The 25,267-nt window shown below is 65.0% G+C and carries 21 protein-coding genes; 7 read left to right on the top strand and 14 right to left on the bottom strand.

The window, feature by feature from the left end; genetic code table 11:
* Nucleotides 1-10 precede the first annotated feature (10 nt).
* The gene (locus tag AWB70_RS09635) at nt 11-814 is read left to right on the top strand and encodes an enoyl-CoA hydratase/isomerase family protein (RefSeq protein ID WP_053571908.1); all 804 of its coding nucleotides are present in this window, start codon (nt 11-13) and stop codon (nt 812-814) included.
* A gap of 4 nt (nt 815-818) precedes the next feature.
* Here AWB70_RS09635 and AWB70_RS09630 read toward each other — a convergent pair whose 3' ends face one another.
* Nucleotides 819-1,703 carry a LysR substrate-binding domain-containing protein gene (locus AWB70_RS09630; protein ID WP_053572145.1) on the bottom strand — a complete coding sequence of 295 codons (885 nt, stop codon included), beginning with the start codon at nt 1,701-1,703 and terminating at the stop codon, nt 819-821.
* Between the two features lie 58 nt (nt 1,704-1,761).
* On the opposite strand from AWB70_RS09630, the gene AWB70_RS09625 reads away from it, so the two are divergent.
* Nucleotides 1,762-3,699, top strand: a complete 1,938-nt coding sequence (locus AWB70_RS09625) for a CaiB/BaiF CoA-transferase family protein (protein WP_053571909.1) — start codon at nt 1,762-1,764, stop codon at nt 3,697-3,699.
* Here the strand turns inward: AWB70_RS09625 and AWB70_RS09620 are convergent.
* Nucleotides 3,641-6,148 carry a hybrid sensor histidine kinase/response regulator gene (locus tag AWB70_RS09620; RefSeq protein ID WP_053571910.1) on the bottom strand — a complete coding sequence of 836 codons (2,508 nt, stop codon included), beginning with the start codon at nt 6,146-6,148 and terminating at the stop codon, nt 3,641-3,643. The genes AWB70_RS09625 and AWB70_RS09620 overlap by 59 nt on opposite strands.
* A gap of 122 nt (nt 6,149-6,270) precedes the next feature.
* The gene (locus tag AWB70_RS09615; RefSeq protein ID WP_053571911.1) at nt 6,271-7,608 is read right to left on the bottom strand and encodes an aminotransferase-like domain-containing protein; all 1,338 of its coding nucleotides are present in this window, start codon (nt 7,606-7,608) and stop codon (nt 6,271-6,273) included.
* 96 nt (nt 7,609-7,704) lie between these two features.
* Between AWB70_RS09615 and AWB70_RS09610 the strand changes: the two genes are divergently transcribed.
* Nucleotides 7,705-8,319 (top strand): DJ-1/PfpI family protein, encoded by a 615-nt coding sequence (locus tag AWB70_RS09610; RefSeq protein ID WP_053572146.1) that lies wholly within the window; start codon nt 7,705-7,707, stop codon nt 8,317-8,319.
* Between the two features lie 13 nt (nt 8,320-8,332).
* Here AWB70_RS09610 and proP read toward each other — a convergent pair whose 3' ends face one another.
* A complete protein-coding gene (proP, locus tag AWB70_RS09605) occupies nt 8,333-9,814 on the bottom strand; it encodes a glycine betaine/L-proline transporter ProP (protein WP_053571912.1) in 1,482 nt (493 codons plus the stop codon).
* A gap of 398 nt (nt 9,815-10,212) precedes the next feature.
* On the opposite strand from proP, the gene AWB70_RS09600 reads away from it, so the two are divergent.
* Complete coding sequence (locus AWB70_RS09600) at nt 10,213-10,488, top strand: hypothetical protein (protein WP_053571913.1); 276 nt, start codon at nt 10,213-10,215, stop codon at nt 10,486-10,488.
* Here the strand turns inward: AWB70_RS09600 and AWB70_RS09595 are convergent, their stop codons facing one another.
* The 9 genes from AWB70_RS09595 to AWB70_RS09555 all read right to left on the bottom strand — a co-directional run bounded on the left by AWB70_RS09595 (nt 10,489) and on the right by AWB70_RS09555 (nt 20,427).
* Nucleotides 10,489-12,108 (bottom strand): ABC transporter substrate-binding protein, encoded by a 1,620-nt coding sequence (locus AWB70_RS09595; RefSeq protein WP_053571914.1) that lies wholly within the window; start codon nt 12,106-12,108, stop codon nt 10,489-10,491.
* A gap of 83 nt (nt 12,109-12,191) precedes the next feature.
* Nucleotides 12,192-13,829 carry an AMP-binding protein gene (locus AWB70_RS09590; protein ID WP_053571915.1) on the bottom strand — a complete coding sequence of 546 codons (1,638 nt, stop codon included), beginning with the start codon at nt 13,827-13,829 and terminating at the stop codon, nt 12,192-12,194.
* Between the two features lie 13 nt (nt 13,830-13,842).
* A complete protein-coding gene (locus AWB70_RS09585) occupies nt 13,843-14,238 on the bottom strand; it encodes a RidA family protein (RefSeq protein ID WP_014251805.1) in 396 nt (131 codons plus the stop codon).
* A complete protein-coding gene (locus AWB70_RS09580) occupies nt 14,235-14,687 on the bottom strand; it encodes an acyl-CoA thioesterase (protein ID WP_053571916.1) in 453 nt (150 codons plus the stop codon). The genes AWB70_RS09585 and AWB70_RS09580 overlap by 4 nt, the downstream gene beginning before the upstream one ends.
* Nucleotides 14,684-15,862 (bottom strand): acyl-CoA dehydrogenase family protein, encoded by a 1,179-nt coding sequence (locus AWB70_RS09575; protein WP_053571917.1) that lies wholly within the window; start codon nt 15,860-15,862, stop codon nt 14,684-14,686. The genes AWB70_RS09580 and AWB70_RS09575 overlap by 4 nt, the downstream gene beginning before the upstream one ends.
* Before the next feature lies 1 nt (nt 15,863).
* Nucleotides 15,864-16,709 carry an enoyl-CoA hydratase family protein gene (locus AWB70_RS09570; RefSeq protein WP_053571918.1) on the bottom strand — a complete coding sequence of 282 codons (846 nt, stop codon included), beginning with the start codon at nt 16,707-16,709 and terminating at the stop codon, nt 15,864-15,866.
* Between the two features lie 14 nt (nt 16,710-16,723).
* Nucleotides 16,724-17,281, bottom strand: coding sequence for a MarR family winged helix-turn-helix transcriptional regulator (locus AWB70_RS09565; protein ID WP_053571919.1), 558 nt, complete (start codon nt 17,279-17,281; stop codon nt 16,724-16,726).
* Nucleotides 17,278-18,039 (bottom strand): SDR family NAD(P)-dependent oxidoreductase, encoded by a 762-nt coding sequence (locus AWB70_RS09560; protein WP_053571920.1) that lies wholly within the window; start codon nt 18,037-18,039, stop codon nt 17,278-17,280. The genes AWB70_RS09565 and AWB70_RS09560 overlap by 4 nt, the downstream gene beginning before the upstream one ends.
* A 3-nt stretch (nt 18,040-18,042) precedes the next feature.
* Entirely contained in the window at nt 18,043-20,427 is a 2,385-nt protein-coding gene (locus AWB70_RS09555; RefSeq protein WP_053571921.1) for a bifunctional salicylyl-CoA 5-hydroxylase/oxidoreductase, read from the bottom strand.
* Between the two features lie 210 nt (nt 20,428-20,637).
* Between AWB70_RS09555 and AWB70_RS09550 the strand changes: the two genes are divergently transcribed.
* The 3 genes from AWB70_RS09550 (at nt 20,638) to AWB70_RS09540 (ending at nt 24,929) form a co-directional block, all read left to right on the top strand.
* Entirely contained in the window at nt 20,638-22,731 is a 2,094-nt protein-coding gene (locus tag AWB70_RS09550; RefSeq protein ID WP_063786756.1) for a pyridoxamine 5'-phosphate oxidase family protein, read from the top strand.
* A 138-nt stretch (nt 22,732-22,869) separates the two neighbouring features.
* Nucleotides 22,870-24,435 carry a methyl-accepting chemotaxis protein gene (locus AWB70_RS09545; protein ID WP_053571923.1) on the top strand — a complete coding sequence of 522 codons (1,566 nt, stop codon included), beginning with the start codon at nt 22,870-22,872 and terminating at the stop codon, nt 24,433-24,435.
* Nucleotides 24,436-24,458: 23 nt separating this feature from the next.
* Entirely contained in the window at nt 24,459-24,929 is a 471-nt protein-coding gene (locus AWB70_RS09540; RefSeq protein WP_045459710.1) for a bacteriohemerythrin, read from the top strand.
* A gap of 22 nt (nt 24,930-24,951) precedes the next feature.
* Here AWB70_RS09540 and AWB70_RS09535 read toward each other — a convergent pair whose 3' ends face one another.
* Nucleotides 24,952-25,257 carry a LapA family protein gene (locus AWB70_RS09535; protein ID WP_014251814.1) on the bottom strand — a complete coding sequence of 102 codons (306 nt, stop codon included), beginning with the start codon at nt 25,255-25,257 and terminating at the stop codon, nt 24,952-24,954.
* Nucleotides 25,258-25,267: the final 10 nt, after the last annotated feature.

Here is a 25,267-nt window from a genome sequence, read left to right as displayed (position 1 = left end):
GGAGACGACGATGAGCATTCGCTACAGCGTGTCCGGCCATGTGGCCATCGTGACGCTCGATCGGCCCGAAGCGCTCAACGCGCTCGATCTCGACAGTCTCACCGAACTGCGCGCGCGCCTCGCCGATGCCCGCGACGATGACGAGGTGCGCGTGATCGTCCTCACCGCCGCGGGGTCGAAATCGTTCTGCGTGGGCGCGGATCTGAAGCGCACGCTGCCGCCTTCGACATCGTTCGGATCGTCGTTCGTGAAATCGCTCGATCGAGCGGGCGCGGAAGGCATTTACGTGCGGCTGATGGAGCTGAGTTCGCTGCGCATCTTCAAGCCGATGATCGCCGCGATCAACGGCTATTGCCTCGGCGGCGGGCTCGAACTCGCGCTGCAATGCGATCTGCGCATTGCATCGAAAAGCGCGGTGTTCGGCTTGCCGGAAGCGGTCGTCGCGAGCATTCCCGCCGTGTGCGGCATTCAGGCGTTGCAGCGCGCGGTGCCCTCCGCGATTGCGATGAAGATGCTTTTTACCGGCGCGAAGATCGATGCGGCGTATGCGCATCGGATCGGTTTGATATCGGATATCGCGGAGCCGGACGCGCTGCTCGACGATGCGCTCGCACTCGCGCGAAGCATCGCATCGAACGGGCCGCTCGCGGTGCAGATGATCAAGAAGGTCATCGAGACGAGCGCCAACGTGCCGCTCGCGCAGGCGCTCGAATTTACCGAGCTGGCGTGGGGCGCGATGCGCGAATCGGAAGACCGCGTCGAAGGACGCAAGGCGTTTGCGGAGAAGCGCCAGCCGGTTTATCGCGGGCGCTGAAACATCAGGCCGCCAGCAGCCACGTGCGGAACGCGGCGAATTCCGGATTCGCAAGATGCGCGGGCGGATAGATCAGGTAGTACGTGAACGCGCCGAGATCGAGCACGAAGGAAAACGGCATGACGAGCGTGCCCGCGCGCAACTGCTCTTCGACGAGCACGCGCTGGGCGATGGCGATGCCGTGCCCTTGCGTGGCGGCGAAGTACGCGAGGATCGAGCTTTCGTAACTCAGGCCGCCGAGCGGATTCACGCCGCGCACGCCGGCGGCGTCGAGCCATGTGGCCCAGTCTTCGCGGCGCGCGAGCGAGTGCAGGAGCGGCACGTTGCGCAAGCTTTCGGGCGTGGCGTCGCCGAGATCGGGATGCGCTTGCAAGAACGCCGGGCTGCATACGGGCACGAGTTCGTTCGGCACGAGGCGGTCGAAGCCGAAATCGGACGAAGGCGCATGCGACAGGCGAATCGCCGCATCGACGTCTTCGGCGTTGAAATCGACCGGCTGAAGCGAGGTCGTCAGGCTCACTTCGATATCCGGATGATCGCGATGAAACGTCGAGAGACGCGGCAGCAGCCAGTTCATCGAAAACGTGGTGTAGGCGCGGATTTTCAGCGTGCGCCGCCGCCGCGCCTCGGTGAGATTGACGGTCGCGGTGCGCAGCGTGTCGAAGCTGCGGATGACGTCGGCGAGATAGCGCGAGCCCATTGGCGTGAGTGTGATCGCGCGATGCCCGCGCTCGAACAGCAGCACGCCGAGCTGGTCTTCGAGCAGCTTGATCTGCCGGCTGACGGCGGCGGGCGTGACGTTCAGTTCATCGGCGGCGAGCTGAATGCTGAGCAGGCGCCCGCAGACTTCGAAGGCGCGCAGCGCGTTGAGTGACGGAAGGGTTCGCATCGAAAAATGGTAGCAATGTGCGCGATGGCGCGCCAGCGGTGGAAACAAGGAGACGATCATGCTGGAAGGTGTGCGAGTGCTGGCCTGCGGCGGGCGCGATGCGGTGACGCTGTGCGCGACGCTGCTCGAACGGGCGGGCGCGACGGTGGATGTTTGCGCGAAGGATCCGGTGGATTACGACGTGATCGTCGTTTCATCGGATGTGGATCGGGCGGCCGGCTGGAGGTCATCGGGCGAGGCTATCGTGTGCGACATCACCGCGACGGGTCCGCAAGACTCGCGCGCGGGCACGCCCTGGTCCGATGCGCACATCCAGGCGATGAGCGGCCTCATGGACACGACCGGTTTCGCGCAAGGCGCGCCGGCGCGCATCGGCGTTGCGTTCACGGAAGTGTCGGCGGCGCTGTATGCATCGGCGGCGATTGCGGCGGCGGTGCGCGTGAAGCGCAGGCGCGGCATCGTGCAGAACATCGACGTGACCTTGAGCGGCTGCGCCGCGAGCGCGCTCACGACTTTTCTTCCGGCGGCGTTCGCGGGGCGCACGGCCGGTCGCGTCGGCAATCGCCATCCGGCGTGCGCGCCGTGGAACGCGTATCGCACGTGCGACGGCTGGATTCTCATCTGCACGAGCACCGAAGCGCAATGGTGCAAGCTCAGGCAGGAAGCCCGCGTGCCGCAACTCGACGACGCTCGCTTCGCGACGCTTGGCGATCGCGTGCGCCACGCCGACGAACTCGATGCGCTGATCGAATCGTGGACGGCGACGCTCGCCACCGACGCCTGCACGCGCATCTGCGAGCGCATCGGCGTGGCGGCGGGGCCGATCGTCGGCATCGGGGAATTGTCGCGCGAGCCGAACTTTCGCATGCGTCACGCCGAGGCGGCACAGGCGATCGAAACCGGCGGCATCGATGCCGATACGTATAAGCAGGTGTCGATCTTTCAAACGTCGGCGTTGAGCCGGACGCCAGCCATCGCAAAGCCGCAAACAGGCGAATGCGGCGGGCCGCTCGCGGGCGTCAAGGTGATCGAGATCGGCCAGTACACGACAGCGCCGCTCGTCGGCAAGCATCTCGCGGCGCTGGGCGCGAAGGTCGTGAAGATCGAACCGCCCGAAGGCGAAGTCGCGCGTTCGTGGCTGCCGGGGCAGGGCGGCACCAGCTATTTCTTCGCGCTCAACAACACGGACAAGGAGACGATTGCGCTCGATCTCAAGCAGGAAAGCGATCGCGCGCACCTGCGCACGCTGTTGGCCGATGCCGACGTGCTCGTCGAAAACCTGCGGCCCGGCGCGCTCGCGAAGCTCGGCTTCACGCGCGAGGCGCTCGGCGCGATCAATCCGCGTCTCGTCTATTGCTCGATATCGGGCTTCGGCATCGCGTCGGCGTATCCGTCGCGGCCCGCGTTCGACACCGTCATTCAGGCGATGGGCGGCCTCATGGATCTCACGCGCGGCGAGGGCGCGCCGGTCAAGATCGGCGCGTCGGGCGCGGATATTCTCGGCGGGCAGGCGGCGCTTTTCGCGATCGTCGCGCGCCTAGCCACGCGAAGCGAAGAGGCGGATGAGGCCGGCACGTTCATCGAAATAGCGATGCAGGACGTCGCCGCGTGGTGCGCGCTGTTCGCTGCGGGCCGCGAGCGGCCGCGCGGGCAGGCGCTCGCGTGTCTGGACGGCCACGTGTGGGTCGAGCGCGATATCACCGACGCCGAGCGCGCATGCTGCATCGCGCTGACGAGGAAAGAGGCGGCGGCAAGGCTCGGCGGCGCGACGCCGGTCGCGCGCGTCGACGAACTGCTGCAAGACGGCGATTTTCTCGCCGACGTGCTGAGCGCCGCCCGCGATGCGAACGGCGCGTTCTGGCCGGTGCTGAAAGTGCCTTATCGGCTCTCGAAGACGCCCGCCAGCGTGCGCGCCGTGCCGGGCGCGCCGCACAGGATCAGACGCGTCCGGCCAGCGACAGCACCCGCTCCAGTTCCGGAAGATCGACCGGCTTGACGAGATGCGCATCGAAGCCGGCGGCGCGCGTGCGGGCGATATCTTCGTCGGAACCGAGGCCCGTCATGGCCGCGACGATCACGCGCGTGCCGGGCCTGTCGTTCTCGTCGCGCATGCGGCGGATCACGTCGAAGCCCGTCAGTCCCGGCATCGACAGATCGAGCAGCACGACCTGCGGCCGCGACGTCTCGAACGAATCGAGCGCGGCCGTGCCGTCGTAGGCGGCGCGCGCGCTGTGACCGAGCATATCGACGAGCAAGGTCATGCTGTCGGCGGAATCGCGGTTGTCGTCGACGACGAGCACGTCGAGCTGGCGGCCCGCGATCGCGGGTGGGGCCGCGCCGTGCTCCGTGCCCCGCGTGGGCGGCTCGGCGAGCGGCAGCCACAGCGAAAACGCGCTGCCTCGCCCCGCGCCGCCGCTTTTCGCTTCGACATGACCGCCGTGCAGTTCCGCGATCGCGCGCACGAGCGTGAGTCCGATGCCGAGGCCGCCTTCGTCGAGATGCGCGCCCGGCGGATGCTCCTGCACGAAAAGATCGAACACCATGCCGAGCGCTTCCGGCGAAATGCCGCGGCCCTCGTCGATCACGCGCACCATCGCCGAGCCGCCGCGCGGGCCGGCTTCGAGCGTGATGGTCGAACCGTGCGGGCTGAACTTCGACGCGTTGTTGAGCAGATTGTTGAGCGCCTGCACGAGCCGCGTCGGGTCGCCGTTGACAAAGAGCGGCTGGCCGCCGTCCTGCACGACGATGCGCTGCCCGCGGTCGTCGCACAAAGGCTGGCTCGCCTCGACGCTCAGATGCACCACGTCGGCGATATCGACGGTTTCGGTCGTGAGGCGGATCTTGCCCGAACTCATGCGCCCGGCTTCGAGCAGATCGTCGACGAGCTTGGTCAGATGCGCGAGCTGGCGATCGACGATCTGCCGGCTGCGGATCACGTCGGCGTCGTTCGATGCTTTCAGCTTCAGGATGCTGACGGCGTTGCGGATCGGCGCGAGCGGATTGCGCAACTCGTGCCCGAGCAGCGCGAGAAACTCGTTCATGCGCCGGCTCGACGCTTCGAGCTCTTCCAGCCGCCGCCGCGCCGTCATGTCGCGCGTGATCTTCACGAAGCCCTGCACGCCGTCGCCGTTGCCGGGCAGCGCGCTCAGAATGACGTGCGCCCAGAACTCGGAGCCGTCCTTGCGCACCTGCCAGTCTTCGTGCTCGACGCGCCCGCGTGTCGCCGCGAGGATGAGATCGTCGCCGGGACGGTCGCGGCCGTGTTCGTCGGCGGTATAGAAGAGCGCGAAGTGGCGGCCGATCGCTTCGGCCGGCGTGAAGCCGTAGATCGCCCGCGCGCCGTCGTTCCATGAGCGCACGTAGCCTTTCTGGTCGAGCATGCAGATCGCGTAATCGCTCACCGAGTCGATGAGCAGGCGCAGACGTTCGTTCGCCTCCGTCGCCGCGCGCCGGTCGGTGATGTCGTGCACGAAGCACGCGAACTGGCGCTGGCCTTCGTACCAGACTTCGCTGATGGTCAGCTCGGCGGTGAACTCGCTGCCGTCGCGGCGCAGCGAGGGCAGTTCGACGCGCTCGTTGATCATGCGCGCCTCGCCCGTGGCGAGATAGCGCGTGAGCCCGGCGCGATGCCCGTCGCGAAAGCGCTCGGGCACGATGAACGCAGCGAGTTCCTTGCCCGCGACCTCGCTGGCCTTCCAGCCGAACAGCAGCGCGGCGGCCTCGTTCCAGTCGACGACCATGCCGGCTTCGTCCATCGACACGAAGGCGACGTGCGCATTGTCGAGCACCGTCTGACGGCGGCGCAGGGCGTCGGCGAGCTTCTTTTCATACTCGATGCGCAGCGTCGATTCGACGGTCAGATCCGCCGCGACGCTGGCGTTTTCCTTCAGCAGCTTGCGGTTTTCCTGCGCGCTTTCCTCACGCGCGATGGTCTCCGCGATGCACGCGCAGAAGGCATCGAGAATGCTGATGTCCGACTGCCCGAAATGATCCGTTTCGCCGGAGATGAGCTTCAGCACCGCGACCGATCGGCCGTTGTAGACGACGGGCGCGACCACCATCGACACTGCGCCGACCGCCTCGCACGCGGCGCGATCGACGCGGTGATCCGTCGCCGAATTGCGGCAGATGAGCGCCTGCTGGCGCGTGATGCAGAGTCCCGAGAGGCTGCCGGCCGTGGGCAGCCGCACGCCGATGTGCGCCGCCGCCGCGCCGCTCGCCGCGCGATACAGCAGTTCGTCGCCTTCGATCCATTCCACGACGGCGGACGCGACGCCCGCGACTTCTCTCAGCGTATCGGTGACTTTCTGAAGATAGGCGGGAAGCGGCAGACGCGAGTGCGCGAGACTCGCGAATGTGGCGAACCAGCGCTGGAAATGCGCCTGACGCCTGTGCTCCGCCTTGATTTTCCTGTCCGGTGTCGATGCCTCGTATTGTGTCCGCATAGGCCCTGTCCGATCGATGCATCGCGATGGTGGATCGCAGAGGTATCGGGGTTTTCGAAACGGATATTCGGAAGCATTGAAACATAAATCGGGGGCAATCGTTTGCGGAGAGCGGAGAAGACTCAATACGCATACCGCCCGACCACTTCCGCAACCCGCTTCAACGCGCCCTCCAAAGTCGCCGCATCCACCGATCCCAGCGCCAGCCGCAGCGCATGCGGCACATGCGCCGAGGTGCAGAACGGTCCGGCCATCGATACCGAAATGCGCTCCTCCGCCAGCGCCGCCGCGATGCGGTCCGCGCGCACCTCCTCGGGCATCGGCAGCCATACGAAGTACGAAGCCGGATGCGCGACGCGCGTAAGCCGGCCGAGCGCGCGCGACGCGATGACCTGCCGCATCGAGGCGTCCGCGCGCTTTTCCGCTTCGAGCCGCTCGACGGTGCCGTCTTCGAGCCAGCCGCACGCGATCGCCGTCATCACGCCGGGCGTGTTCCACGTCGTCACGCGGATCGCGCGCTCGATCTTGCGCACCCATTCGAGCGGCGCGACGACGTAGCCGACGCGCAAGCCCGTCGCGACGTTCTTCGAAAAGCCCGAGACATACACCGTCAGTTCGGGCGCGATCGCGGCAATCGGCGGCGGCGCGTCGTCGGCGAGAAAGGCGTAGGCGGCATCTTCGATGATGAAAAAACCCTGCTTGCGCGCGAGCGACGCCACTTGTTTGCGGCGCGTCGCCGTCATGACCCAGCCGAGCGGATTGTGCAGCGTCGGCATGGTGTAGAGCGCGCGCACGCGGCGGCGCTTGCACAGCGCGTCGAGCGCGTCCGGGTCCGGGCCCGCGCCCGATGCCGGCAAGGGCGCGAGTTCGAGCCCGTACGCCTCGGCCAGCATCTTGAAGCCGGGATAGGTCAGCGTATCGACGGCGACGACATCGCCCGGTTTCAGCAGCGCCATGACGGTCGTCGCGAGGCCGTGCTGCGCGCCATCGACGAGCACCACGCGCTCGCCGCTTGCCGCAAGCCCGCGCCGCGCCAGATGCCGCGCCACAGAAGCGCGGTCGCGCGCGCGGCCGCCATGTGGCTGATAGCGCAGCAACGCTTCGAGATCGCCCGCCGACGCCAACTGCCGCAATGCCTGGCGCAGCAGATCCGCCTGGCCCGCCAGCGCGGGATAATTGAAGTTGAGATCGACCATGTCCGCGGCGATCGCGACCTGATCGATGCCGAGTTCGCGCGCGAGCGTCGTTTCCTTCACAAAGGTGCCGCGGCCTGTTTCGCCGCTGACGAGCCCCATCGCGTTCAGTTCGGAATAGACGCGCGTGGCGGTCACGATGCCGAGCCCTTCGCGCGCGGCCAGTTCGCGATGCGTCGGCAATCGCGTGCCGGGTTTCAGGCGGCCTGCGCGGATATCGTCCGCGAACCGGTCGACGATTTGCTTGTAGCGCGGCGCTTGCGGCATGACGTGGCAGGTGTATCCATGACAATGTTTTGATTGTATTCGCTCATGGCCGTAGCATGGGTCCATGCGCAATTCATGCGCCTGAAGGAGCACATCGTGCATATCGCCATACTCACGTTCGAGGGCTTCAACGAACTGGATTCGCTGATCGCGCTCGGCATACTGAATCGCGTGAAGAAGCCGGACTGGAAGGTGTCGATCGCGTGTCCGTCGGAAGAAGTGCGGTCGATGAACGGCGTCGTGCTGAAGGCGCAGGCGACGCTGGAAGACGCGTCGCGCGCCGATGCCGTGATCGTCGGCAGCGGCATGCTGACGCGCGAAGTCGTCGCCGATGCCGCATTGATGGCGCGCATCAGGCTCGATCCCGCGCGTCAGTTACTGGCGGCGCAATGCTCCGGCACGCTCGTTCTCGCGAAGCTCGGCCTGCTCGCCGACGTGCCCGCCTGCACCGATCTGACGACGAAGCCGTGGGTCGAGGAAGCGGGCGTGCGCACGCTCGATCAACCGTTCGTCGCGCACGGCAACGTGGCGACGGCGGGCGGCTGTCTCGCGTCGCAGTATCTCGCGACGTGGGTGATTGCGCGGCTCGAAGGCGTGAACGCGGCGCGCGCTGCGATGCATTACGTCGCGCCCGTCGGCGAGAAAGAAACGTATGTGGACCGCGCGATGCGCAACATCGCGCCGTATCTCGACGTCAGCGTGCCGGCGTGACTCATGTCCGCTTTTACGCCCGCTTCTTTTCGCGCGCCGTTTCGTCCACGCGCTTGGCTCGGCCTTTGCCCGGCACGACCTTCAGCTTCGTGTGCATGAGCGCGAGGGCTTCCGACTTCGTCGCGACGCATGGGCCGGAGCCGAGCAGCGGCTGGCGCGCCGTCTCGCGCAACGCGCGCACGGACACGATACCGATCACCGATGCGGCCATCAGGTAGTACGCGGGCACCATCAGGTTGCCGGTCGCATCGACGAGCCATGCGGCGACGAGCGGCGTCGTGCCGCCGAAGAGCGACACGGATACGTTGAAGCCGATAGCGAGCGCGCCGTAACGAATGCGCGTCGGAAAGAGCGCGGGCAACGCTGACGGCATCACGCCCGTGAACGTGGAAAGCAGCGCGCCGAGGATCAGCAAGCCGAGAAACACCGGCAGGAGCGCGCCCGTGCGCACGAGCAGCAGCGCGGGAATGGCCAGCACGAAGAGACCGACGCAGCCCGCCATCATCACCGGCTTGCGGCCGATCATGTCGGAGAGATGACCCGCGAAGAGCGTCATCGGGATCATCAGCACCATGACCAGCAGCACGAGAAAGAGGCCGTGCGTTTCGTCGAAATGCAGTGTCGCCGAGAGGAAACTCGGCAGGTACGACAGCGCCATGTAGTCGGTGACATTGAAGATCAGCACGAGGCCGACGCATTGCATCATGGGCCTGAACTGCTGCCGCAGCAGGTCGAGAAACGACTGCTTCGGACGCGACCGTTCGTGCGCTTCGCGCGCTTCCGCCTCTTTCCTGAAGGCGGGCGTCTCTTCGAGCTTCATGCGGATATAAAGGCCCACGAGCCCGAGCGGCCCCGCGATCATGAACGGCACGCGCCATCCCCATGAAAGCAAGGCGTCGTGCGAGAGCGTCGCGGTGAGGAGCGCGACCGTGCCCGCGCCGAGGATATAGCCCGCGAGCGTGCCGACTTCGAGAAAGCTGCCATAGAAGCCGCGCCGCGCATCGGTCGAAAATTCGGCGATGAACGTGGCGGCCCCGCCGTATTCGCCGCCCGTCGAAAAGCCCTGCACGAGACGCGCGACGAGCAGCAGCACGGGCGCGAATATGCCGATCGAGGCGTAGCTCGGAATCAGGCCGATGCAGAAGGTGCCGACGGCCATCATGATCATCGTCATGGCGAGCACGCGCTGGCGGCCGATCTTGTCGCCGAGCGGGCCGAACACCATGCCGCCGATGGGCCGCACGAGAAAAGCCGCGGCGAACGTGCCGAAAGTCGCGATCAGTTGCGCGGACGGGCTGCTCGACGGAAAGAACACCTTGCCGAGCACGACGGCGATATAGCTATACACGCCGAAGTCGAACCATTCCATGGCATTGCCGAGCGCCATCGCGCCGACAGCGCGTTTCAGCAAGGCTCGATCGACGATGGTGATATCGCCCAGCGTGGGCGGCGGCGGTGATTTGCTTCGGGCAGTGCGATCGTACGAGGGGCTCAATTGTCTCACTCCTGATTTCCGATGAGCGCGCGGCCCCCGGCTTGATGGTCCGTCAGAGTGTGCGCAACGCGGCGCGTGCATGCCTTCGCTCACGCGTCTGGAAATCGGCTGAAAACGACACTGGCGCGGCGGCGCTGTCGGGTGGCGGCAACCACACGCGGGCCAAGCGTTGGCCGCGCTCCGACAGGCGTGCCCGCGCGCGGCGGGCGCGTGCCGCTGCGCAACCCTTTGCCCTCAAGGCTTTCAGCGATTCGAAGCGATCCGCCGATACGACTGGCATGGGCCATGCATCGTTGGGCGTGGGCGCGATGAACCCTCGGCACACAAGGTTCGATGTCCGGCGAACGTGTCGACGGTTCCATCGCGCTTCTTTTTATCGACACGCCATTGGAGTCGCAATGAAAGCGAAATACCTCGCCGCTATTCTGGCCGCGCATGCGGTCGCGTTCGCCGTTCCCGCTCTTGCGGACGAGTGCACGGCCGACATGGTCGTTGGCGCCGCGGCCGCCGCACCGGCATCGCCGGGCGAGCAGACCATGCATGCGATGGCGGCGAAAGACGCCAGGCACGATATGCACGATATGCCCGACGTCGGCGGCGCGGATGCGTACAAGACGCAGTCGGGCAAGCACGAAGCACGCGACAGCATCGACGCGTGGCTTCGCGGAGGCTGATCAGTCGAACGTGATGCCGTCGAAGCGATGCCCGCCGAGCGGGCTGATCAGATAGCCGTGCACGCGCTTCGAGATCGGCTGAAAGATGTTCGCGTGCGCGAGCGGCGTGTACGGCACCTGATCCTTGAACACGACTTGCGCTTCTTCGTAGAGCTTCGTGCGCGCGTTCTGATCCGTGACGAGGCGCGCCTTCGCGAGCAGATCGTCGAACTGCCTGTTGCACCACTTCGCCATGTTGCTGCCGTGAACCGCGTCGCAGCCGAGCGTCGTGCCGAGCCAGTTGTCGGGATCGCCGTTGTCGCCGAGCCAGCCGTAGAGAATCGCGTCGTGCTCGCCGTTCGTTTTCGCGCGCTTGTTGTACTCGGCCCATTCGTACGTGATGATGTTCGCCTTCACGCCGATCTTCGCCCAGTCCGACTGGATCAGCTGCGCCATCAGCCGCGCGTTCGGGTTATAGCCGCGCTGCACGGGCATGGCCCAGAGCGTGATCGTGAAGCCGTTCGGAAAGCCAGCTTCCTTCAGCAGTTCCTTCGCCTTCGCGGGATCGTGCGGCGCGTCTTTCAGCGCCTTGTTATACGACCATTGCGAGGGCGGCATGGGATTCGTCGCGACGGTCGCCGCGCCTTCGTAGACGGTCTTGATGATCGCCTGCTTGTCGATGGCCATGTCGAGCGCGCGGCGCACGTTGACGTTGTCGAGGGGCTTGTGCGTGGTGTTGTAGCCCACGTACGCGACGTTGAAGCCGACGCCCGACAGCACCGTGAGCTTCGGATCGTTCTTCGACGCGGCGATGTCGGCGGGGCGCGGGAACGACGTCACCTGGCATTCGCCGCCCGAGAGCTTCTGCTGACGCACGGCGGCATCCGGCGTGATGGAAAACACGAGCTTGTCGATATGCACGTCCTTGCGATTCCAGTACGTCGGGTTCGCGTCATAGCGGATCGTCGCATCCTTCTGATAGTCGCGGAACACGAACGCGCCCGTGCCGACCGGCTTCTGATTGAGATCCTCCGGCTTGCCGAGCTTCAGCAATTGCGCGGCATACTCCGCGGACACGATGGATGCGAACTCCATCGCGATGTTGCGCACGAACACGACATCCGCCGTCTTGAGCGTGAAGCGCACGGTGTAGTCGTCGAGCTTGTCGACCGATGCGACGTTCTTGTCGTAGCCGAGGTCGGTCAGATACGGAAAGCTGACGGGATGCGCTTTCTGGAACGGTTCGTTCGGATCGATCATGCGCCTGAACGTGAACACCACATCGTCCGCATTGAAGTCGCGCGTGGGCTTGAACCACGCGGTCGATTGAAACTTCACGCCGCGCCGCAGATGAAACGTGAAGGTCTTCGCGTCCGGCGACTCGTCCCACTTTTCCGCGAGACCGGGCACGAGATCGAGCGTGCCGCGCCTGAATTCGACGAGCTGGTCGTAGACGGCATGCGCGCCCGCGTCGAAGTCGGTGCTGGTCGTGTATTGCGCGGAGTCGAAACCGGCGGGGCTGCCTTCGGAGCAGAAGACGAGCGTCTTGCTCGCGGCCGATGCGTCGTGCGCGGTGATGGCAAGCGCGGCGGAAAGAGAAACGGCAAGAGAAGCAGACAACACGCGTCGTGAAAGAAGCATTTTTCTTGTTTGCTCGGAAGAGTGGGCGAGCCGCCTCGCGGCGGGCGTGAGCCATACTCTACCAAGCAAACATTTTTTCGGCGCTACATGGCGCGCAATGCGAAGCGCTTGAGCTTGCCCGTCTCCGTGCGCGGCAACGCATCGAGGAACGTGACGAGACGCGGATACTTGTACGGCGCGACAGTGCGCTTCACGAACGCCTGCAACTCGGCGATCAGCGCATCGTCGCCCGTGAAGCCCGCATTGAGCACGACGAACGCCTTCACCACTTGCCCGCGCGTGTCGTCGGGCACGCCGATCACGCCGCACTCCGCGACCGCTTCATGCTGCATCAGCACGCTTTCGACTTCCGGCCCGGAGATGTTATAGCCCGCCGATACGATCATGTCGTCGGCGCGCGCCTGATAGAACACGTAGCCGTCCGCATCGATCATCACGGAATCGCCCGGCAGGTTCCAGCCGTCGCGCACGAACTTCGACTGACGTTCATCCGCGAGATAGCGGCAGCCGGTCGGCCCGCGCACCGCGAGCTTGCCGAGCGTGCCGGGCGGCACAGGCTGCATCGCGTCATCGACGGCCTGCACGATGTAACCCGGCACCGCGCGTCCGATCGCGTGTTCGCGCACGTCCGTTCCCGCCGACGCGATGAAGATGTGGATCATCTCCGTGCCGCCGATGCCGTCGATCATCTCGATGCCGCTCGCTTCGCGCCACAAGGCGCGCGTCGAGTCCGGCAAGGCCTCGCCGGCGGATACCGTCTTCGCGAGACTCGATATGTCGAACCGGCCGACGAGCGGGGCCATTTGGCGGTAGAACGTCGGCGCGGTGAACATGATCGTCGCGCGAAAGCGTTCGACGGTCTGCAGCAAGGTCTCGGGCGTGAGCTTTTCGAGCAGCACTGTCGACGCCCCGGCGCGCAGCGGAAAGCACAGCAGGCCGCCGAGCCCGAACGTGAACGCGAGCGGCGGCGTGCCGCAGAACACATCGTCCGCCGTGGGCTTAAGGATGTGACGCGGGAAGAGATCGCACATGGCGAGCACGTCGCGATGAAAATGCATGCAGCCCTTCGGCGCGCCCGTGGTGCCGCTCGTGAACGCGATGAGGCAGACGTCGTCGGCGGCGGTATCGCAGGCATCGAAACGATCGGGCTTCGACGCCGCAAGCGATTCGAGCGAACCGGGCGCATCGTCGTGAAAATAAAGCACTTGCGTGAGCGCTTCGCAATGGAACTCGTCGCCTGGCTTCGTGCAGCGCGCGAGCTCGTCGGTCAGGCGCACGTCGCATAGCGCCGCCGTGATCTGCGCCTTGTCGGCGATCTGCTTCAGTTCCTTCGCGCGCAGCAGCGGCATGGTCGGCACGACGACGAGACCCGCCTTCAACGCCGCGAAGAACGCGACGGCCATCTGCAGCGTGTTCGGGCCGCGCAACAGGATGCGGTTGCCGGGGCGCAGGCGCATCTCGTCGACGAGCACATGCGCGCTGCGATTCACGAGCGCGCGCAATTCGCGATAGCTCGTGGCGTGCGGCTTGCCGTTGACATCGGACCAGATCGCGGGACGATCGCCCTGTCCGTTTTCGATCGCGCGATCCAGCAGTTCCGTCGCGCAATTGAGGCGCGCGGGATAGGTCACGTCCGCGTTGTCGAGCATCAATACCGGCCATTGCTCCTGCGGCGGCAGATGATCGCGCGCGAACGTATCGACGTGTGCTGACCGTTCCATCGTGCTCTCCGCTTCAGTTGGGGATGACAGCCGTGGCTTCGATTTCCACCAGTGCATCGTCTTCGATGAGCGCGACGACTTGCACCGCGCTCATCGCGATGTCGTAATCGCCGATCAGTTCGCGAAACGCCGCGCCGATTTCCTTCGCCGCCGCGAGATAGGCGCGCTTGTCGGTGACGTACCACGTCATGCGCACGAGATGCGCGGGCTCGCCGCCCGCTTCGCGCAGCACCGCGACGACGTTGCGCAACGCCTGCGCCGCCTGCGGGCCGAACGCCTTGCTGACGAAGCGCGCCTGTTCGTCCCAGCCGATTTGCCCCGCGATATACACCTGCGTGCCGCGCACGGCGACGCCGTTCGCATAGCCGCGCGGCTTGATCCAGCCCGAAGGCAGAAGCGTCTTTTTCATGAGCGTGTCTCCTCTTGCATGACGCGGCTCGTGCCCGGCGCGAACTGCTCGATTGCGCGGGCGATGTCGCCGGGAATGTCGATCGAACGGCCATCGTCGAGCGATGTCGTCACCAGAACCTGCTTTGCGCGAAAGCGCACTTCGCCGCCGCAATGACAGACGATGTCGATGCGAATCGAGCGCTGGCCGACCGTATCGACGGCGAGCGCGAGCGTCACCGTTTCACCCATGCGGCTCGGCCGCGAGAAGTCGCAATTGAGCTTCACGATGGGCAGCCCGACGCGGCGCACCGAAATCATGTGCGCATAGTCGATGCAGAGCGCCTCGTTGAACCAGTCTTCGACGAGCGCGTTCGTCATCACGAGGTATTGCGGAAAATAGACGATGCCGGCCGGATCGCAATGCCCGAAACGGATGCGCACCGGCATGTCGAAGGTCGGCTTCGTCATCGACGTTCTCCGTGCGCTTTCAGCAGATCACGCCCGACGATCAGCTGCTGCACTTCGGTCGCGCCTTCGTAGATGCGCAGCGCGCGAATCTCGCGATACAGCGATTCGACCGCCATGCCGCGCGTCACGCCGAGACCGCCCCATAGCTGCACGGCCGCGTCGATGACCTGTTGCGCGCCTTCGCTCGCGTGCCACTTCGCCATGGCGGCTTCGCGCGTCACGCTTTCGCCCTGATCGCGCAACCACGCGGCGCGATAGACGAGCAGCGCGCTCGTGTCGATGGTCAGCGCCATCTGCGCGAGCTTCGCCTGCGTGAGTTGAAAGTCGCCGAGCGTCTGGCCGAACATCTTGCGCGATGCGGCGCGATCGAGTCCTTCCTGCATCGCGCGGCGTGCGAAGCCGAGCGATGCGGCCGCCACCGACGTGCGGAAGATATCGAGCGTGCGCATGGCGATCTTGAAGCCTTCGCCCGCCGCGCCGAGCATCTGGCTGCGCGGCACGCGCGCGTTGTCGAAATGCAGGCGCGCGAGCGGATGCGGCGCGATCACGTCGATGCGTTCGGCGATCCGCAAGCCCGGCGTGTCGGCATCGACGATGAACGCGCTGATGCCGCGCGCGCCCGGCGCTTCACCGGTGCGCGCGAACACGACATAGAAGTCCGCGATGCCGCCGTTCGAAATCCACGTCTTGTCGCCGTTCAGCACGTAGGCGTCGCCGTCGATGCGCGCATCGAGCGACATCGCCGCTACATCGGAACCGGCGTCCGGCTCCGACAAGGCGAACGCCGCCAACGCCGTTCCCTTCGCGACACGCGGCAAATAGCGCTCTTTTTGCGCATCGGTGCCCGCGAGCGAGATCGCGCCCGAGCCTAAGCCTTGCATCGCGAAAGCGAAATCGGCGAGGCCGTCGTGTTTCGCGAGCGATTCACGCAACAGGCACACGGCGCGCGTATCGATGGTGTCGTGCGATGCGCCGTAGCGCGTGCCGCCGATGCAATGCGTGAGCCAGCCCGCATCGCCTAGCATGCGCACGAGGCGCTTGCAGGTGGCGTCGGTGTCGGCGTGATCGATGTGCTTCAGGTGCTCGGCGGCCCATGTATCGACGGCGCGCGCGAGTTCGCGATGCCGTTCGTCGAAGAACGGCCACGCGAGCGCGCTGTGAAGATCGGCGTTCAATTCAGTCTCCTTCGAACACGGGCCGTGACTTCGCCGCGAAGGCGCGATACGCGCGCTCGAAGTCGCGCGTGCTCATGCAGATGGCTTGCGCCTGTGCCTCGGATTCGATCGCTTCGTCGATGCTCATGCTCCATTCCTGATGCAGCATCTTCTTCGTGATGCCGTGCGCGAAGGTCGGTCCCGCGACGAGTTCGGAGGCGAGTTTCGCGGCTTCGTCGAGCAAGGTTTCAGGCGTGCAGAGACGGTTATAGAAGCCCCAGCTATAGCCTTCGTCTCCGCTCGCGGCGCGACCCGTGTAGAGCAGTTCGGCCGCGCGTCCCTGGCCGATGATGCGCGGCAGGATCGAGCACGCGCCCATGTCGCAGCCCGCGAGACCGACGCGCGCGAACAGGAACGCGAGCTTGCTGCGCGCCGTGCCGAGCCGCATGTCGGAGGCCATCGCGAGGATCGCGCCCGCGCCCGCGCAGACGCCGTCCACGGCCGCGATGACGGGCTGCGGGCAATGACGCATCGCCTTCACGAGATCGCCCGTCATGCGCGTGAAGAGCAGCAGTTCCGGCATCGGCAGATCGATGAGCGGCGCGATGATTTCATGCACGTCGCCGCCGGAACAGAAGTTTTCGCCCGCGCCGTGAATCACGACGGCTTTCACATCGGTCGCATAGGCAAGCTGGCGAAATAGGTCGCGCAACTCCGCATACGATTCGAAGGTCAGCGGATTCTTGCGCTCGGGCCGGTTCAGCGTGATGGTCGCGACGCCGTTCGCCGCGGACCAGCCAAAATGCTTCGCGCGATAGCCGGCGAGCGTTGTTCTGTTTCCGGCAAGAAGGGCATTCGATGATGTCATTGTCGTCGTCTCCTTCAGTCCTTCAGCGTTTTCAACAGATGCTGTTTCAGCTTGCCGAGCCGCTGATGCGTCTGCGATTTCTCGTTCAGTTCGAGGCCGCCGAACATTTCGACGACCCATTGCTCATGCGCGGTCGCCATCTTGTCGAACGCGGCGCGGCCTTGCGGCGTGAGGCGCACGCTGATCGAGCGGCGGTCGCTCGGATCGGTATAGCGCGATACGAGGCCTTCTTTTTCGAGCTGATCGGTGATGCCCGTCACGTTGCCGCCCGTGACCATCATGCGGCGCGAGAGCTCGGTCATCTTCAGGCCTTCAGGATGGCGTTCGAGCTGCGCCATCAGATCGAAGCGCGGCAAGGTCGTATCGAACTCGGTGCGCAGGCGCTTGCGCAGTTCGGCTTGCACGAGGTTCGTCGTGGTCAGCATGCGCAGCCACAGGCGCAGTCCCATGTGGCTGTCGACGCCCGTGCTCATCTCCAGATCGACGACGTTGTCCGCCGGTTTCTCGACACCCTTGCGCGGCGTCTTCGGCTCGGCGGCGGCCGTCTTTTTGTTGCGTGCGGCGTGGGTCACGTGACTTCTCCACCTGATACGGAAATGGATTGGCCGTTCATCGCGCCAGAGCCCGGCGCGCACAGCCAGAGCACGGCATGGGCGACTTCTTCCGGCTGCACGAAGCGGCGTTGCGGGTTGTGGCGCGCGAGCGCATCCCGCGCGTCCTGCTCGCTGCGCGATGTCTTCGCCATGATCTGATCGAGCGATTCGCGCAGCAGTTCGGTTTCGGTATAGCCGGGGCAGACCGCGTTGACCGTGACGCCCTTGGTCGCGACTTCGAGCGCGAGCGCGCGTGTCAGACCGATGACGCCATGCTTCGCCGCGCAATAAGCGGCGACATAGGCATAGCCGATTTGCCCCGCCGTGCTCGCGACATTCACGATGCGGCCATAGCCGCGTTCGAGCATCGAAGGCAACGCGGCACGGGTGCAGAGGAACACGCCGGTCAGGTTCACGTCGAGCATGTTGTGCCAGAGCGCGGCGTCGGTCTGCGTGAAGGGCGCGGCGCGCGCGTGGCCCGCGTTGTTCACGAGAATATCCACCGGGCCCGCGCGCGAGAACGCGTCGTTCACGGCGGCTTCATCCGTGACATCGACGCTGATACACGCGACATCGCGAAACGCATGCATCGCGTCGCGCTGCGCTTCGAGACGCGCGATATCGCGGCCCATTAGCGTGACGCGCGCGCCCGCTTGCGCGAGGGCCACCGCGCACGACGCGCCGATGCCGCTGCCGCCGCCCGTCACCACCGCATGTTTGTTGGCAAGCGCTGTCATGGCTTATACCGTTCCTTCGGCGCGTTGCGCCCGTTCTTGCGGCGTCAGGCGCGCGTTGTCGGCGGCCATCGCGCGTTCGCGTTCCAGATTGCGTTCGAGCTGCGATTTGGCGGCGGCATATTGCTTCGGCCACGCGATATCGAAGAAGCCGATCTTCGCGGCTTCGTTCAAGGTCCACGCCGGATTCGCGAGATGCGGACGCGCCACCGCGCATAGATCCGCGCGTCCCGCCGCGATGATGCTGTTCACGTGATCCGCTTCCGATATCGCGCCGACCGCGATCGTCGCGATGCCCGCTTCGTTGCGGATGCGATCGGCGAACGGCGTCTGGAACATGCGGCCGTACACGGGCTTTTCTTCCTTGCTGACCTGACCGGACGACACGTCGATCATGTCCGCGCCCGCGGCCTTGAAGGCGCGTGCGATCTCGACGGCATCGTCGGGCGTCGTGCCGCCATCGACCCAGTCGTGCGCGGAAATGCGCACCGACATCGGCTTGTCTTGCGGCCAGACCGCGCGCATCGCCTTGAAGACTTCGAGCGGATAGCGCAGCCGGTTCTCGAGCGAGCCGCCGTATTCGTCGGCGCGATGATTGGTGAGCGGCGACAGAAAGCTCGACAGGAAATAGCCGTGCGCGCAGTGCAGTTCGAGCCAGTCGAAGCCCGCCTGCGCGGCCATTTGCGTGGCGCGGACGAATTGCGCCTCGATCTCGCGTAACTCCTCGCGCGATGCCTCGTGCGACCACTGGCTCACATCACGCAAATACTGTTGCGGCGATGCCGAAACGAGCGGCCAGTTGTTATCCGAAAGCGGCTGATCGATGCCTTCCCAGCTCACGCGTGTCGAAGCCTTCGCGCCCGCATGACCGAGCTGCATGCCGATCTTCGCGTCCGATTGCGCGTGCACGAAATCGACGATGCGCTTCCACGCGTCGAGATGCGCCGGCGCATACATGCCGGGGCATCCCGGCGTGATGCGCGCTTGCGCCGACACGCATGTCATCTCCGTCATGACGAGCGCCGCGCCGCCCATCGCGCGCGCGCCGAGATGCATGAGGTGATAGTCGCCCGCGACGCCATCCACGGCGGAATACTGCGCCATCGGCGAGACGACGACGCGGTTCTTCAGCGTGATCCCGCGCAGCGTGAAGGGCGTGAACATCGGCGGAACGGAACGTTGCTGCGCGTTGCGTTCGATGCCCGCGCGCGCGGCGAGCCAGTCTTCGAACGAGGCGAGATAGCGTGCGTCGCGTTCGCGCAGGTTTTCATGCGAGATGCGTTGCGAGCGCGTGAGCAGCGAATACGCGAACTGCTCCGGCGCGAACGAGGCGTAGCGGTCCACATGCTCGAACCATTCCGTCGAATTGCGCGCGGCGTTCTGAATGCGCAGCACGTCGATGCTGCGCACTTGCGTGTAATGCGCGAGCGCGCCTTCGAGATCGCCGGACTGCTTCGCGAACGCCGTGTCGATGCTGTTGGCGAGCTCGATCGAGTCTTCGAGCGCGAGCTTCGTGCCCGAGCCGATGGAGAAGTGCGCGGTGTGCGCGGCATCGCCCATCAGCACGATGGGGGTGCGCTTGCCGTTCGCGTTGTCGCGCCAATGCACCCATTCGCGGTTCACGACGCGCGGAAAGCGAATCCATTGCGCCGAGCCGCGCAGATGCGTGGCGTTGGACATCAGCGCGTGGCCGTCGAGATACCGTGCGAAGAGCTTTTCGCAGAACGCGATGCCTTCTTCCTTGCTCATGTCGGCGAGGCCTGCCGCGCGCCATACGCGCTCGGGCGCTTCGACGATGAACGTCGATGTGCTGTCGTCGAAACGATAGGCATGCGCCTGAAACCAGCCCCATTCGGTCTTTTCGAACGCGAACGTGAACGCGTCGAAGCATTTGTTCGTGCCGAGCCACACGAAGCGGCAATCGCGCAGATCGATGTCGGGCTGATACGTCGAGACGTATTTCTGGCGAATGGCGCTGTTCGCGCCGTCGCTCGCGATGATGAGATCGGCCTCGTAGTCCTCGTCGTTCACGACATGCGTTTCGAAGACGAGCTTGACGCCGAGTTCTTCGCAGCGCGCTTGCAGAATGTTCAGCAGACGCTTGCGGCCGATGCCGCAGAAACCGTGACCGGACGAGCGGATCGTGCTGCCGCCAATATGGACTTCGATGTCGTCCCAGTGGTTGAAGGCATCGAGAATGGCGTCGGCGCTTTCCGGGTCGGCTGTGCGGAGGTTGCCGAGCGTCTGGTCGGAGAAGACCACGCCCCAGCCGAAGGTGTCGTAGGGGCGGTTGCGTTCTACAACGGTGATGTCGTAAGACGGGTGGCGGCGCTTCATTAAAAGGCTGAAATACAGGCCCGCCGGGCCCCCGCCGATACAGACGATGCGCATGGTTGATCTCCGACCGTGTCTCCTCGAATCGATAATTTAGGTTTAGATAGTTTAGATGTCAAGTATATGATTTCGTATGCAGATTGAATGGGCGGCTTTTCGTCCTGTTTATTCTCGAATGCAGAAGAATGAATTCTTCGGATCGGCCGTTCTGTTCGTGCGCTCACGTCGTTAGAGTGGCTCCATCTGCTGAAAATCCGGGAGTCAAGCATGTCGAACGTGCCATCATCGCCAGGTTGGGGACTGGATCAATCTCCGTTCCATGAAGGAGAGCTAGCCGTCCAGGAACGGGTGGGTGTCCGCGAAAAGATGGCAGCGGTAAGCCGGCATGTAGTAAGGCACTACCTGACCGAGCAGCACCGCGAATTCTTCGGCCTGCTTCCTTATATCTTCGTTGGCTCTGTGGACGCGCAAGGACGGCCGTGGGCTTCGATCCTGCTGGGGAACGCAGGCTTCATGCACGCGAGCGATAGCACGACGATCACGATCGAGGCGCAGCCGCTCCATGGCGACCCGCTCGTCGAGAACCTTCGCATGGGAGCGGAGATCGCCATGCTCGGTGTGCAACTCCACACGCGCAGACGCAATCGATTTTTCGGCACGGTCACGAGCTTGAAGGATGGCGAGGTCACGATCGGAGTGCGGCAGACGCTCGGGATTTGCCCGCAATACATTCAGGGGCGCGAGCCCGTCTTTCACCGCGATCCGTCAGTAAGCACGGTTTCACCCGTGCATCGCAATCAGCGTATCGATAAAGCGGTGCGGGCGATCATCGAAGGCGCCGATACGTATTTCGTCGCGTCAGCCAATTTGCGCGAGAGCGATGGTGTCGCCCGTGGCGCTGACGTATCACATCGCGGCGGCCGTCCGGGCTTCGTGCGTATCGACGACGACATGACGCTCACGGCCCCCGATTTCGTGGGGAATTTCCTCTTCAATACGCTCGGAAACTGGCAGCTCGATAACCGCGCCGGTCTTCTGTTCATCGACTTCGAAGGCGGCGACCTCGTGTACATTTCTGCCCGCGCCGAAATCATCTGGGACGGGCCGGAGGTGAAGGCCTTCAATGGCGCGCAGCGGCTGGTTCGCTACCACATCGAGGAAATCATTCGTGTGGAAGCCAGCCTTCCAGCCCGCTTTTCGGCGCCGGAGTACTCGCCGTTTCTTGCTCGTACCGGAAGCTGGGGCGACGCAGAGAAAACGCTCGAAGCCGAGCGCTTTCGCAACGAATGGAGACCGTTGCGCATCTCACGCATCGAGGAGGAGAGTTCGACGATTCGATCGTTCTATCTCGAACTCGCCGATGGACGCGGTCTGGCAGGCTACGAGCCGGGTCAGTTCTTGCCGATTCGCGTGCAGCCGGATGCCTGGGCGGAACCGGTGAACCGCACCTACACGCTCTCGAGCGCGCCGGGCGGCGCGTCGTATCGAATCACGGTGAAACGTGAAGGAACAGGAGGCGTCTCGGACTGGCTTCATGACCATGTGACGGTCGGCACCGTGATCGAGGGGATGGCGCCGCGCGGTTCGTTCGTTTTCAACGCCGATGCGCGCGCGCCGGTCGTTTTGATCTCCGCCGGGGTCGGCATCACGCCGATGATTGCCATGATCGACAGCCTGCTCGTGAACAATGGGAGAACGCTTCATCACGCACCGATCTGGTTCGTGCATGGCGCGCGCAACTCCGCCAGTCATGCGTTCAGCGCGTTCCTGAATGACAAGCTCGGCAGGCACGGCAACCTGCATGCGCATGTTCGCTACAGCCGCCCGTTGCCGGACGATCGCATTGGGCTGACGCATGACAGCGAGGGCATCGTCGACATCGACCTGCTGAAGGCGATCCTGCCCTTCGACAATTACCAGTTCTTCCTGTGCGGACCGGCGGCGTTCATGCAGTCGTTGTATGACGGGCTCATCGACCTGGGCGTGCGCGATACATCGATTCACCTGGAAAGTTTCGGCCCTGCTTCGGTGAAGCGTCGTATCGAGCGTGCCGCGGCGGACGAGGCCGAGGAGTCGATCGTCGTGACTTTCGCCAAATCGGGCAAGACGGCTCGCTGGCGTCCTGAACATGGTTCGATTCTCGACCTGGCGGAGCGGGCCGGCATTCCGGCGTTATCGAGTTGCCGTGTCGGAAGCTGCGGTACGTGCTCGGTCAAAGTTCTGAACGGCTCGGTCGATTATGCCCAGCCGCCGGGCCATGAGATTCCTCCCGGCGAGGCGCTCATCTGTTGCGCGGCACCGCATCCTGGCGTTCATCTTGCGGATTCGCTGGACCGGGAGGGCGTATCGCTCGACTTATGAGCGTCAGCGAGAGACAGCGAGACGTAAGCGCGCGCCAACACGGCGCGGACAAGGCCGCCCTTCAGTTTGCGGCCGGGTTTGCCGATAACGGGCGTACCACGCGCGAATCCCGTCACCTTGTCTATCCACAGTTTCCCGATGAAGCTCAGCCTCAAGATACCCCTCGCTTTTGCCGCCGCGCTCGTGCTCATGTTCGCGGGCGCCTTGTACGGCATCTTCGCGCTCAATGCCTCCATCGATGCCTATCGCGATGAAGTCGCGAACAATGTGGCCAACGAGCGGATGGTCTCGGCAACGCTTGTCACGTTCAAGCTGCAGGTGCAGGAGTGGAAGGACACGCTCTTGCGCGGCAAGGACCCGGCCAAGCTCCAGAAGTACTGGAGCGCCTTTCAGACCCGCGAGCGTGCGGTCGGCAAGCTGGCCGACGAACTCAAGCACAGACTTCCGGCGGGCGAAAGCCGCGACCTGATCGAGCGTTTCGCTTCCGCGCATGTCGCCATGGGGGAAGGCTACCGGCGCGGCTTCGAGGCGTTCAAAGCGGCGGGCTTCGAACCTTCGGCGGGCGACGACGCCGTCGCCGGCGTCGATCGTCAACCGGCGGCACTGCTGGAGCAGGCGGCGAAGAACATCGCGGCCGATAGCGCGCGCGTGTCGGAGGAGGCCGATCGCGGCGCCCGGCGCGCGTCCATCGCCAGCGTCGCGCTCATGCTCCTCGTGCTTGCGCTGGCGCTGATCGGCGGCTACCTGTTCAGCCGCACCGTGTCGCGGCCGCTGGCGCGGGCGCTGGGCTGCGCGCAGGCCGTTGCAACGGGCGACCTGTCACTCGAATTCGAAGCGCGCGGCAAGGACGAAATCGCTGAATTGCTCGCAGCGCTCAAGCACATGCAGACGAGTCTCGCGCAGGTCGTGAGCAAGGTGCGGGACAACGCCGAGGGTGTTGCGACGGCGAGCGCGCAGATTGCCTCGGGCAATCTGGACCTGTCATCGCGCACCGAGGAACAGGCGGCATCGCTGCAAGAGACCGCCGCCAGCATGGAGGAAATCACCGCGGCCGTGCGTCAGAATGCGGATCATGCCGCTGACGCGTCGTCGCTGACCCAAAATGCGTGGCAAACTGCAACGAGCGGCGGTGTCATGATGGAAAAGGTCGTCGAGACGATGCACGGGATTTCCGACAGTTCGAGCAAGGTCGGCGAAATCATTGCCGTCATCGATGCGATTGCGTTTCAGACGAACATTCTGGCGCTGAACGCGGCCGTGGAGGCTGCGCGTGCCGGTGAAGAAGGACGCGGCTTCGCGGTCGTGGCGGCCGAGGTCCGGTCGTTGGCGCAGCGCAGCGCCTCGGCGGCGAAAGAGATCAAGGCGCTCATCGAACAGTCGGCCGGGCGCGTTCAGACGGGCTCCGTGCTCGTGCGGGACACGGGAGCGATCATTGCCGATATCGTTGGCTCGGTGCAAAGGGTCGCAGGCGTCGTGAACGGGATCTCGGCGGCGTCGGAGGAGCAGCGCAGCGGCATCGAACAAGTCAATCTGGCCGTCACGCAGATGGACGAGGTGACACAGCAAAACGCGGCGCTGGTCGAGCAGGCGTCGGCGGCGGCGCAGGCGTTGGCGGGCCAGGCGGCCTCGCTGCGCGACGCGGTGGCGGTGTTCAGGTTGCGCGAAGATGCGGCCTTGCCCCCGCAAGCGGCACTGCCGGCTTAACAGGACACGCGGAGACAACGAAGATGAGCGAGCAAAACGTTACGCGCCCACCGGCGCCGCCCAGCGACACGAGTTTCGCCTGGTCCGACGCACGGCTCCTGGGCTTCACGCAGATGGACGAGGTGCACAAGGAGTTCTATACGGTTGCGCGCAAGCTCGTGACCTGCACCGACGCCACCGCCGCGGACGCGATCGACGAGTTCGAGAAGCATGCCGTCAGCCACTTCGAGCAGGAAGACGAGTGGATGCGTTCGACGAATTTCCCGCCACGCGACTGCCACCTCGACGAGCATGCCGCCGTCCTGAAGTCGGTCCGTGAAGTCAAGGAAGCGGTCGGCCTCGGGCAGGCCGGCGCCGAGCTGGTTCGCGATCTCGGCATGCACCTCTTCGACTGGTTCCCCGGGCATGCGGACTACCTGGACTCGGCGCTGGCGGCATGGATGACCAAGCAGACGATGGGCGGCAAGCCGGTCGTGATCAGACGAAAGATCTGATCAGGCTCGGGGCTGCGGCGCGTCAGCGTTTCGCGGAATCATCCTCAGGCGAATCCTTCTGAACGATCTCGGCGTCGATCGTGCGGCCATCGTCGCCGAAGTCGCGCGCTTGCCGGCGCAGCGCGCGCGTTTTCCACCATAGATAGCCGACGACGATCGCGCCCACGCCGAACAGCACGGCGAGCAGCACCAGCGAGAGCATCGCGGCTGCCACGAGCACGATCACGCTCACAATCGTGGCCGTCACCCGGCCGAACCATCCGGAGCCGCCTGCCGGCACTCCGTCCTCATACGTCACGCGCCGTGGCGGCACTCTGCCGTTGTCCATCACTCAATCT

Source organism: Caballeronia cordobensis (genome assembly GCF_001544575.2).
Lineage (GTDB): Bacteria > Pseudomonadota > Gammaproteobacteria > Burkholderiales > Burkholderiaceae > Caballeronia > Caballeronia cordobensis.
This window is presented reverse-complemented; position numbering and strand designations above follow the sequence as displayed.

Coding starts and splice junctions, on each gene's coding strand:
- AWB70_RS09635 (WP_053571908.1), top strand. CDS start 11: ATGAGCATTCGCTACAGCGTGTCCGGCCATGTGGCCATCGTGACGCTC.
- AWB70_RS09550 (WP_063786756.1), top strand. CDS start 20,638: ATGTCGAACGTGCCATCATCGCCAGGTTGGGGACTGGATCAATCTCCG.
- AWB70_RS09590 (WP_053571915.1), bottom strand. CDS start 13,829: ATGGAACGGTCAGCACACGTCGATACGTTCGCGCGCGATCATCTGCCG.
- AWB70_RS09600 (WP_053571913.1), top strand. CDS start 10,213: ATGAAAGCGAAATACCTCGCCGCTATTCTGGCCGCGCATGCGGTCGCG.
- AWB70_RS09630 (WP_053572145.1), bottom strand. CDS start 1,703: ATGCGAACCCTTCCGTCACTCAACGCGCTGCGCGCCTTCGAAGTCTGC.
- AWB70_RS09535 (WP_014251814.1), bottom strand. CDS start 25,257: ATGGACAACGGCAGAGTGCCGCCACGGCGCGTGACGTATGAGGACGGA.
- AWB70_RS09620 (WP_053571910.1), bottom strand. CDS start 6,148: ATGCGGACACAATACGAGGCATCGACACCGGACAGGAAAATCAAGGCG.
- AWB70_RS09545 (WP_053571923.1), top strand. CDS start 22,870: ATGAAGCTCAGCCTCAAGATACCCCTCGCTTTTGCCGCCGCGCTCGTG.
- AWB70_RS09570 (WP_053571918.1), bottom strand. CDS start 16,709: ATGACATCATCGAATGCCCTTCTTGCCGGAAACAGAACAACGCTCGCC.
- AWB70_RS09625 (WP_053571909.1), top strand. CDS start 1,762: ATGCTGGAAGGTGTGCGAGTGCTGGCCTGCGGCGGGCGCGATGCGGTG.
- AWB70_RS09540 (WP_045459710.1), top strand. CDS start 24,459: ATGAGCGAGCAAAACGTTACGCGCCCACCGGCGCCGCCCAGCGACACG.
- AWB70_RS09585 (WP_014251805.1), bottom strand. CDS start 14,238: ATGAAAAAGACGCTTCTGCCTTCGGGCTGGATCAAGCCGCGCGGCTAT.
- AWB70_RS09615 (WP_053571911.1), bottom strand. CDS start 7,608: ATGCCGCAAGCGCCGCGCTACAAGCAAATCGTCGACCGGTTCGCGGAC.
- AWB70_RS09560 (WP_053571920.1), bottom strand. CDS start 18,039: ATGACAGCGCTTGCCAACAAACATGCGGTGGTGACGGGCGGCGGCAGC.
- AWB70_RS09555 (WP_053571921.1), bottom strand. CDS start 20,427: ATGCGCATCGTCTGTATCGGCGGGGGCCCGGCGGGCCTGTATTTCAGC.
- AWB70_RS09580 (WP_053571916.1), bottom strand. CDS start 14,687: ATGACGAAGCCGACCTTCGACATGCCGGTGCGCATCCGTTTCGGGCAT.
- AWB70_RS09595 (WP_053571914.1), bottom strand. CDS start 12,108: ATGCTTCTTTCACGACGCGTGTTGTCTGCTTCTCTTGCCGTTTCTCTT.